12 protein-coding genes are annotated in these 7,370 nt (G+C 67.3%); 3 read left to right on the forward strand and 9 right to left on the reverse strand.

Annotated elements, in window-relative coordinates; genetic code table 11:
• Window positions 1-29: 29 nt before the first annotated feature.
• From CEP17_RS14975 to CEP17_RS15005, 9 genes are all read right to left on the reverse strand, one after another.
• On the reverse strand, window positions 30-476 hold the full coding sequence (locus CEP17_RS14975; RefSeq protein ID WP_112932806.1) for a hypothetical protein: 447 nt from the start codon (window positions 474-476) through the stop codon (window positions 30-32).
• On the reverse strand, window positions 469-1,431 hold the full coding sequence (locus tag CEP17_RS14980) for a hypothetical protein (RefSeq protein ID WP_112932807.1): 963 nt from the start codon (window positions 1,429-1,431) through the stop codon (window positions 469-471). The genes CEP17_RS14975 and CEP17_RS14980 overlap by 8 nt, the downstream gene beginning before the upstream one ends.
• Window positions 1,431-2,051, reverse strand: a complete 621-nt coding sequence (locus CEP17_RS14985; protein WP_112932808.1) for a hypothetical protein — start codon at window positions 2,049-2,051, stop codon at window positions 1,431-1,433. The genes CEP17_RS14980 and CEP17_RS14985 overlap by 1 nt, the downstream gene beginning before the upstream one ends.
• 208 nt (window positions 2,052-2,259) lie before the next feature.
• A complete protein-coding gene (locus CEP17_RS14990; protein ID WP_112932809.1) occupies window positions 2,260-3,504 on the reverse strand; it encodes an ATP-binding protein in 1,245 nt (414 codons plus the stop codon).
• Window positions 3,501-3,662, reverse strand: coding sequence for a hypothetical protein (locus tag CEP17_RS15155; RefSeq protein WP_162722469.1), 162 nt, complete (start codon window positions 3,660-3,662; stop codon window positions 3,501-3,503). Before CEP17_RS15155 ends, CEP17_RS14990 begins: the two co-directional genes overlap by 4 nt.
• On the reverse strand, window positions 3,659-3,910 hold the full coding sequence (locus CEP17_RS14995) for a hypothetical protein (RefSeq protein WP_112932810.1): 252 nt from the start codon (window positions 3,908-3,910) through the stop codon (window positions 3,659-3,661). Before CEP17_RS14995 ends, CEP17_RS15155 begins: the two co-directional genes overlap by 4 nt.
• 109 nt (window positions 3,911-4,019) lie before the next feature.
• On the reverse strand, window positions 4,020-4,274 hold the full coding sequence (locus CEP17_RS15000) for a hypothetical protein (RefSeq protein WP_112932811.1): 255 nt from the start codon (window positions 4,272-4,274) through the stop codon (window positions 4,020-4,022).
• A gap of 63 nt (window positions 4,275-4,337) precedes the next feature.
• On the reverse strand, window positions 4,338-4,463 hold the full coding sequence (locus CEP17_RS15350) for a hypothetical protein (RefSeq protein WP_275427299.1): 126 nt from the start codon (window positions 4,461-4,463) through the stop codon (window positions 4,338-4,340).
• Window positions 4,463-4,702, reverse strand: a complete 240-nt coding sequence (locus CEP17_RS15005) for a helix-turn-helix transcriptional regulator (protein WP_112932812.1) — start codon at window positions 4,700-4,702, stop codon at window positions 4,463-4,465. Before CEP17_RS15005 ends, CEP17_RS15350 begins: the two co-directional genes overlap by 1 nt.
• Window positions 4,703-4,802: 100 nt before the next feature.
• Here CEP17_RS15005 and CEP17_RS15010 point away from each other — a divergent pair, with 100 nt between their 5' ends.
• The 3 genes from CEP17_RS15010 to CEP17_RS15020 all read left to right on the forward strand — a co-directional run bounded on the left by CEP17_RS15010 (window position 4,803) and on the right by CEP17_RS15020 (window position 7,337).
• A complete protein-coding gene (locus CEP17_RS15010) occupies window positions 4,803-5,288 on the forward strand; it encodes a helix-turn-helix transcriptional regulator (protein ID WP_162722470.1) in 486 nt (161 codons plus the stop codon).
• Window positions 5,285-5,734 carry an ImmA/IrrE family metallo-endopeptidase gene (locus CEP17_RS15015; protein ID WP_112932814.1) on the forward strand — a complete coding sequence of 150 codons (450 nt, stop codon included), beginning with the start codon at window positions 5,285-5,287 and terminating at the stop codon, window positions 5,732-5,734. The genes CEP17_RS15010 and CEP17_RS15015 overlap by 4 nt, the downstream gene beginning before the upstream one ends.
• Window positions 5,735-5,846: 112 nt before the next feature.
• Window positions 5,847-7,337, forward strand: a complete 1,491-nt coding sequence (locus CEP17_RS15020; RefSeq protein WP_112932815.1) for a recombinase family protein — start codon at window positions 5,847-5,849, stop codon at window positions 7,335-7,337.
• Window positions 7,338-7,370: the final 33 nt, after the last annotated feature.

A 7,370-nucleotide genomic window follows, 5' to 3' on the forward strand; every position in this document is an offset into this window, starting at 1 on the left:
CGTCCTTCCACCGGCCCCGGTCTGGCGGGTCAGCGGGACGAGCCCATGCCGAACGCAGCAGTGATGCGCTTGCCGATGTTCATGAGGCCGAACGAACGGTTCTGGATCGCCTTCTGCATCTCCTCGGCGTAGCGGAGCTTCTCCTTCGCGACGTTCAGCTCGTGCAGTTCGGTGCGGGTCTTGGCGATCGCGTACTGCCGCGCCATCTGCGTGCCCGACTTCTCGTGCATGACCATGTAGTCGGCGAACGTGCCGAGGTACTTCTCCTCCGCGGCGTGCTTGTCCTCGTAGAGCACGACGATCACCTGCGCGATGTGCTCGATCAGGTCCGCGATGTCGTGGATCTTCTGATCGATCTCGCCAGGGCCGAGCGGCGGCCCGTAGATCCCGGACGGGATCGCGAGCATGGTGGTCACAGCGCGCTCGGCGGGGGAGAGGCGCAGCTCGCCAGTCGCGCCGTCGACGATGTCAGCCACCTCGCACCTCCCCGGCCTCTACCGCGGCGTCGAACTGAGCCGCCGCGACGGCTTCGTAGTCCTCCTCGGAGGTGGGGCCCGCCGGGGGCGTGACGTGGGGAGCGTCAGCGGGGGCAGCGCCCCCGGCGGGAGTCTCGGTGTCATCGACGATCTCGGCGTCGATCGTGTTGAGGATCGCCATGCGGGCGCGATAGGCGGCGCGGATCTTGTCGGTGCCCTCGCCCTTCTCAGCGAGGCGCTTCCCGATCTCGGCGAGAGCGTCTTCGGAGTCGGCTTCGGCGATGAGCTTCAGCCAGTCCTCCGTCTGCTCCGGGTCGGGCTCTGCGAGGGGGATGCCGCCGTCTGTCATCTCCTCGGTGGAGTAGAGGCCGAACAGGACATCGGCGAACCCTTCGCGGCCGACCTCCGACATCGCACGCCACACCGGCATGAGTTCGGCGTAGGCCTCCCACGGCTTCGCTTTCCCCTTGTCGGAGCGCGCACGAACCTCCCACACGCCGCCCTGGTTCTTCTGGTACGAGTCGACCAGTCCGGCGCGGATCGCGCGGGCGATGTCCCACGTCGCCGTGAACACGGAACCATCGTCTGCGCGGGTGCCCGTGACGGTCACCTTGTAGTCGCCCGTCGGGATCGTGCCCGTCTTGACGATCTCGAGCTTGTGTCCGGCCTTACGAATGAGTGCGCCCATGAGGCGAGCCGAGAGAGTAGCGCGACCCTCGACCACGTCGATGGACTGCAGTGCGGCGGCGGGTGCGAGACCGAGCATCGCGCCTGTCTCCATGACGAGGAGCACCTTGCCCGGTGACGGAGCGGCGGGAACGAGCACGCCGTTCACGTTGGTGGCACTGTTCCACAGGCCCTTGGGAATGAGGTCGCCGGCCGCCGCGAGGGTCTGGGCGTACTTCATGCGGTCGTTGAGGGATGCGGCTTCGTAGGGGGCGACAGCGGTGGACATCAGAACGGGACCTTTGCGGTGTGGGCCGCGTCGAGCGCAGCGAGAACGGCGTGCGCGATCGGCACGATGAGGGTGGTCGCGGCGACGATGCGCTGATCGTCACGGCGGAAGGTGATCGACTGGATCGGGCGGCGCAGTCGCCACCTGACAGGCGACTGCTCGTCGGGGACGATCTCGCCCCACACCCACTCGGCGTGCAGCGCTTCGGGGATGCAGTAGAGCTGCCATGCGAGCTGACGGGTCTCGTACGGGGTGGGGCCTGAGACGATGCGATTGTGCTTCGTCTTCGTCTCGACGATCGCGAACCCGTCGCCGACGGGCTTCGTGCCATCGACGGTCGCACCGAATCGCCGGTCATCCGGGTGGTGGATGAGCAGGGAGTTCGGGCGGGCGCCGACCGCGCCCAGCAGCGCCGGCTCCCAGTCGTTCCCGGAGCGGGTGGAGTCGTTGCCGGAGAAGGTGCGGGGTTCGAGGATCTGGCGGACGTAGGTCTCCACCGATCCCGGCTTCGCGAACTTCCCCGCCGTCGACGAGCCGATGACCTTGTCGTGCACCGCCAGCCAGGATGCGCGGTCAGCGGAGTCCGCGAGGGTCCGGTCCAGGACGGCGAGGGCACTCATTCCTTCACCTCCGACGCGCGCGGCCACGTCTTTCCGCAGATGCAGCGGTGGGGGCCGTCATGATCGACGGTGATCTTGCAGCCGTGGGTGAGGGTGGAGTGCGGAGCGTGAGGGCGCTGCTGCTTCGCCGTTGACTTGCACCGGTAACCCGGGAGGGGCACAGGGGTCTTCTCCTGATCCCCGTAGACGCGACCGCTCGACGGGACGCTCATGCGAGCGCGCCGTCCTCGATGGTGAAGCCGATCTGACGGGACTCATCACGGTCACGCTCCACGAGTACGGTGTACCCGCGCTCGTCGGCGAGCTGACGGATCGCGGCGAGCGAGTCGGCGTCCAGGAGGTCGCCGTCCTTGATAATCACCAGGCGGAGCTTCGGGTCGCCGGCTGTCGCGATCGCGAACGCGACGCGGCGGCGCATCGCCGAGTTGACCTGCGTGAACGGGACACCGTCGAAGGTGACACCGTTCTCGTCCACGGACAGGCCGTCGACGGGGAACTTGGCGGCGGCGAGGCCAGTGGCCTTCTGCGCCTCGATGTCGTCGATGTCGTTCTGGGCGGCTTGCTGAGCGGTCGCGGCGGCGGCGTACTCGGCGGCGACCTTCTCGTACTCCCGCCGCGCTCGAAACGCCGCATTGATCTTGTCGACGTCCGCGAGCTTCTCCTGCAGAGGAGCGAGGTCCACGCGCGGAGCGGCGGCGGCGCGCTCTGCCTCCTCGATCCTCTCGACCCAGACAGCGCGGTCCGCGCGCGCCTGAGTGATCTGCGCCTCCAAGCGCTCGATCGTGCGATCGGTGTCAGCGACCTGGCGGCCGAGTTCGGTGACGAGATCCTCGGCGCGGTCGATGCGATGGTTGTGATCCTGCGCCGTCTCGATCTCGGCGAGGACCGCGGCGCCCGACACCTCCTCATCCGGCGCGTCCAGCGGGTTCGGCATCGCCGACAGGGCACCCTGCAGGCGCTTCACGTCACGGCCTGCGATCAGGCGGCGCTCCTCCGCGCCCGCCTTCTCGCGGGCGAGGGCGTCGACGTCGAAAGGCAGGTCGACCTTCGCCAGGAGAGCGTCACGCTGCTTCCGCTCGTCGAGGTTCAGGAACGCGACCGGGTCGAAGATCAGACCGCCGGTCAGCGACGCGACGACGTCGGCGGGCTTCGAGTACTTCGCACCGTCGAGGGCAAACACCTCGAGGCGGCCAGCATCGTTCTTCTTCCAGGTGCGGACGATGCGGACGCCGAGGTCCGTGTCGGTGAACTCGGCGCGGGCCTCATCCTCACCTTCACGGATCGGCTTCGGGGTCAGGCGGGTGCCCTTCGGGTCGAACAGCTCCACGAACGCGTCGATGAAGCTGGACTTCCCTGCACCGTTGCCGCCGGCGACGACGACGAGGGAACCGCTGGGGGAGAGGCTGATCTCGCGGACGCCCTTGAAGTTCTCCACGGAGAATGTCTGAGTCATGAGCGGGGATCCTTTCGGGTGTGCTCGTCCTTGATGGTCAGGACGATCAGGGTGATGACGGCGGCGAAACCGAGGAGGGTGGCGCCGTTGTAGGAGGTCCAGGCGAACGGGATCATCCCGACCGCGAAGATCAGCAGGACAAGGCGCGAAGGCTTCATGCGGCGGCCCACCGATCGAACTCGACGCCCTGCAAGCCGCGGACGCCGCAGCAGAGGGTGATGTCGTTGGCGATCTCCGCGGAGGTGTCGCCACAGGAGGAGCATCCGCCGAACTCGCGGTGCTCCTCGCAAAGGGGGCACGGGCCACCGTTCGCCGGGCCGCACTTGGCGCGGTGCTGCTCGTGCTCCGCGTCGGTGAGATCGTCCCAGTCGGGGCGGGCGTCGGGTCTCGGGTCCTGGACGATCACGGCAGCACCGCCACGATCAGCAGCACCACGGCGACCGCGCCAGCGATCTCGGCGACGGTGCGCCACACGCGCGACTCCCGGCCCCACGGCATCTCGTAGTCGAAGTCGGTCACGGCTCGATCTCCTCGTGCGCGGGGTGAACGTCGGGCGAACGGCGCAGCTCTCTGGCGGGGATCGAAAAGTAGTCGCCCCTCGCGTCGTGCCACGCCTCGACGTGCTTGCGGAGCATCTCGACGGATGCCCGCGCGTCGAGGCGGCCGGCGTCCGCATCGAAGATGAGCTGCTCGGCAGCGCCGGCGAGGCTGATCAGAGCGCCGAGGTAGGCGTCCTGCGCGGTCTCCGCTACGGTTGCGGTGTGAGCCATCAGTCGGCTCCTTCCTGTGATTCGCCCCCGTGCCAGCGGGGGCGTTTCCGTTCGTCGGTGTAGTTACGCGGCCTGCGCCGCGCTGGCTCGGAGCTCTGCTCGGGCCTCCACGAGCGCCTCTGCGGCGAGGTCCGTTGCGCGCTCGTACCGCTCGCGCTGCTCGTCGGTGAGCGTCGAAGGATCGAACATCAGGCAACCTCCGCCGCGGGCGCGATGCGGGTCACGGGGTTCGCGATGTACGCGCTGAGCGCTCCGATGGTGTTGGCGACGTACTTCTCAGACACGTTCTCGGCTTTGCCGTTCTCCACCTGGGAGAGGTAGCCGGCGGAGCGGCCGGTGAGAACGGCGGCCTCCGCGAGCGTCAGGCCAGCGAGTTCACGCACCGCGCGGATGCTCTGCCCGGCGGCTCTGGCGGCTTGGTTCCTCATGGGGAAGAAATTAGCAGAGTTCCCCACGGTTGTGAAGCAGTTTCACTCTTAGTTCCCCAATGTTTTGACTCAGATGGGGAATAGTCGCTACTCTGGACCCATGAACACGCGATCCGATGGGGAAGAACTCATCTCCGGACCGATAGATGTTGATTCGATGACGGCGGAAGAGCGCACAACCCTCGGGCCTCTCATTCGTCGAGTCCGCGAATCGAAAGGCATGACCGCCATCGAGCTCGCCGCCGCGGCTGACATCGACCGCAAGACCCTCCGATCCATCGAGAACGGAGGGCGCGCCGGCCAGCCCGCCAAGCTCCACGCCATCCTCGAAGCGCTCGGCATTTCCCAGGTGAAGGACTACGACCGCTTCAGCGAGCGGACGCGGTCATTCATCTACGCCACCGCGCCGATCTTCGACCACCTGCCCGAAGCACTTCAGGACGACGCGCAGCATGATGTGGTGGTTCTCCTCACCGGCAAGCTCGCCCGCTCCGCTGACATCCCCACGATCGGTGTCGGCACCTCCCAGCAGGATCGGAGGGTCGCTTTCGAGCGCTCCGAGGATCGCGGTGAGGATGGGGAATGAACGAACTGGACGACATGCTCGAAGCCCTCGGCGTCCGCATCGAGTACTCCAAGCAGCTCCCGCGTGACCGCGACGGCGAGTACATCCACGATCGCCGCCTCATCCGCCTCCGAGCAGGCATGGCCGAACGCCTCCACCGCTCAGTGCTCGCACACGAGGTCGCTCACGCCGTCTTCGCCGACGTCCCCTCGATGCTCGGCCCGGTGAACGCGAAGCAAGAGCGCCGCGCCGACGAGTGGGCAGCGCTCCGCCTGATCACCCCCGACGCCTACCGTCGCGCCGAAGCGATACACGGCTCCCACAACGGTGCCCTCGCTGTTGAGCTCGGCGTCATCACCCGCATCGTCGCGGCCTATCAGCGAATCCTCGCCCGCATTGGCGACACCGTTTACGTCGCCCCCCGCATGGGCGGCGGCCAATACCACCACAGCGAGCGCGTCGCATGAGTCCGTCGAATCGCGCGCACGTGTATCTCGTGACTGACTCTAGGAACGTAAGTAGTAGTCAGGGACTGGGACTGGGACTGGGGTCGTTGAACGAACAGCGAACGTTCGCAGCATGTTCGGGCGAACACACACCGAACCGGGGGAGCTGATGGGCGCCAAGGAGGCCCCGCGTCAGAGTCCGGCAGGCCGCCGCGCGCTCGCGCTCGTCCGCGTCTCGATGGAGTCCGACAAGCTGACATCGCCGGAGATCCAACGCCACGCCATCCAACAGCACAGCGACCGCCGCGGCGACGAGATCGTTGAGTGGATCGAGGGTATCGACGAGTCGGGGTCCCGCAAGAAGTCGGCGTGGTGGGCGAAGCTCGACTACGCCGTCGAGCGCGTCGAGCGCGGCGAAGTCGACGTCATCTACGTCTGGAAGTTCTCCCGCACCGCCCGTCAGCGCTTGAAGTGGGCGCTCGCTCTCGACCGTGTCGACTCCGCAGGCGGAAGCATCGAATCCGCCACCGAGCAGACCGATCCCACCCCGTCTGGACGATTCACGCGAGGCATGATCGGCGAGATGAACGCCTACCAAGCCGAGCTGATCGGCGAAGTGTGGCGCGAGACGCACGAGCGCCGCCGCCGCAACGGAGTCCCGCCGACCGGCGGACCGCGGTTCGGCTACCAGCGCGTCGACGGCCGCTACGAGCCGGACCCTGTCACCGGCCCTATCCTCGCGGACCTCTACCGCTGGTATCTCTCCGGCATGGGCTCCGCGCAGCTCACCCGCAAACTGAACGAACTCGGCATCGAAGGCCGCAGCTGGACCTACCAGGGCGTCATGAACGTCCTCGACAGCGGCTTCGCAGCCGGCCTCCTCGGCCGCACCCGCCCAAAGATCCTCCCCGCCTGGGAGCGCGAGTACACCGAGGGCATCCACCCACCTCTGATCGACATGGAGACCTGGCAGGCGTACGTCGCGCGCCGGCAGCAGCGCTACCGGAAGCAGACCCGGACTCCGCGCCGCTACCTCCTCACTGGCCTCGTGCGCTGCGGCGACTGCGGCAGCCCGATGTCAGGGAAGGTCTTCGACGGGCGACCGACCTACGTCTGTTCCCGCTCCACCACCACGGACCTCGTCAAGCGCGTCACGATGGTCGCCTGGCGCGTCGAGAAGCTCGTCGAGGAGTGGGTAGCGGAGCAAGGGACGGTGCAACGCAAGGCGCTGGCCATCGAGGCAACTCGCCGTAAGTCCGCGCGAACTGCAACGGTCGCAGACGGCATCCGCCGTGAGATCGAGAAGCAGAACGACCGCCTCGTCCGCCTCAGCGACCTACTCCTCGACGACGTCGTGACGGCGGAGGAGTACCGCATCAAGGCCGACGAGATCCAGTCGAAGAAGGATGCGCTCGAGCGGCGGCTCTCGCTCGCTGTCGTGAACCCTGTCCAGGCGACGGCATCCGCGAACCTGCCCGACGACATCATGCGACTGTGGCCGGCGATGACGATCGAGCAGAAAGCCAACACGCTCCGGCCGCTTATCGAGCGGATCGTGATCTACCCGGCGGAGCGCCGGGGGTCAGTCGACCGACACGTGGAGATCGTCCCGACCTGGGACTAGCACTGCCCTATTGACAGGCCGTTGTCGAAAGAG

Origin of the sequence: Microbacterium sp. PM5 (genome assembly GCF_003293595.1) — a bacterium.
Classification (GTDB): domain Bacteria; phylum Actinomycetota; class Actinomycetes; order Actinomycetales; family Microbacteriaceae; genus Microbacterium.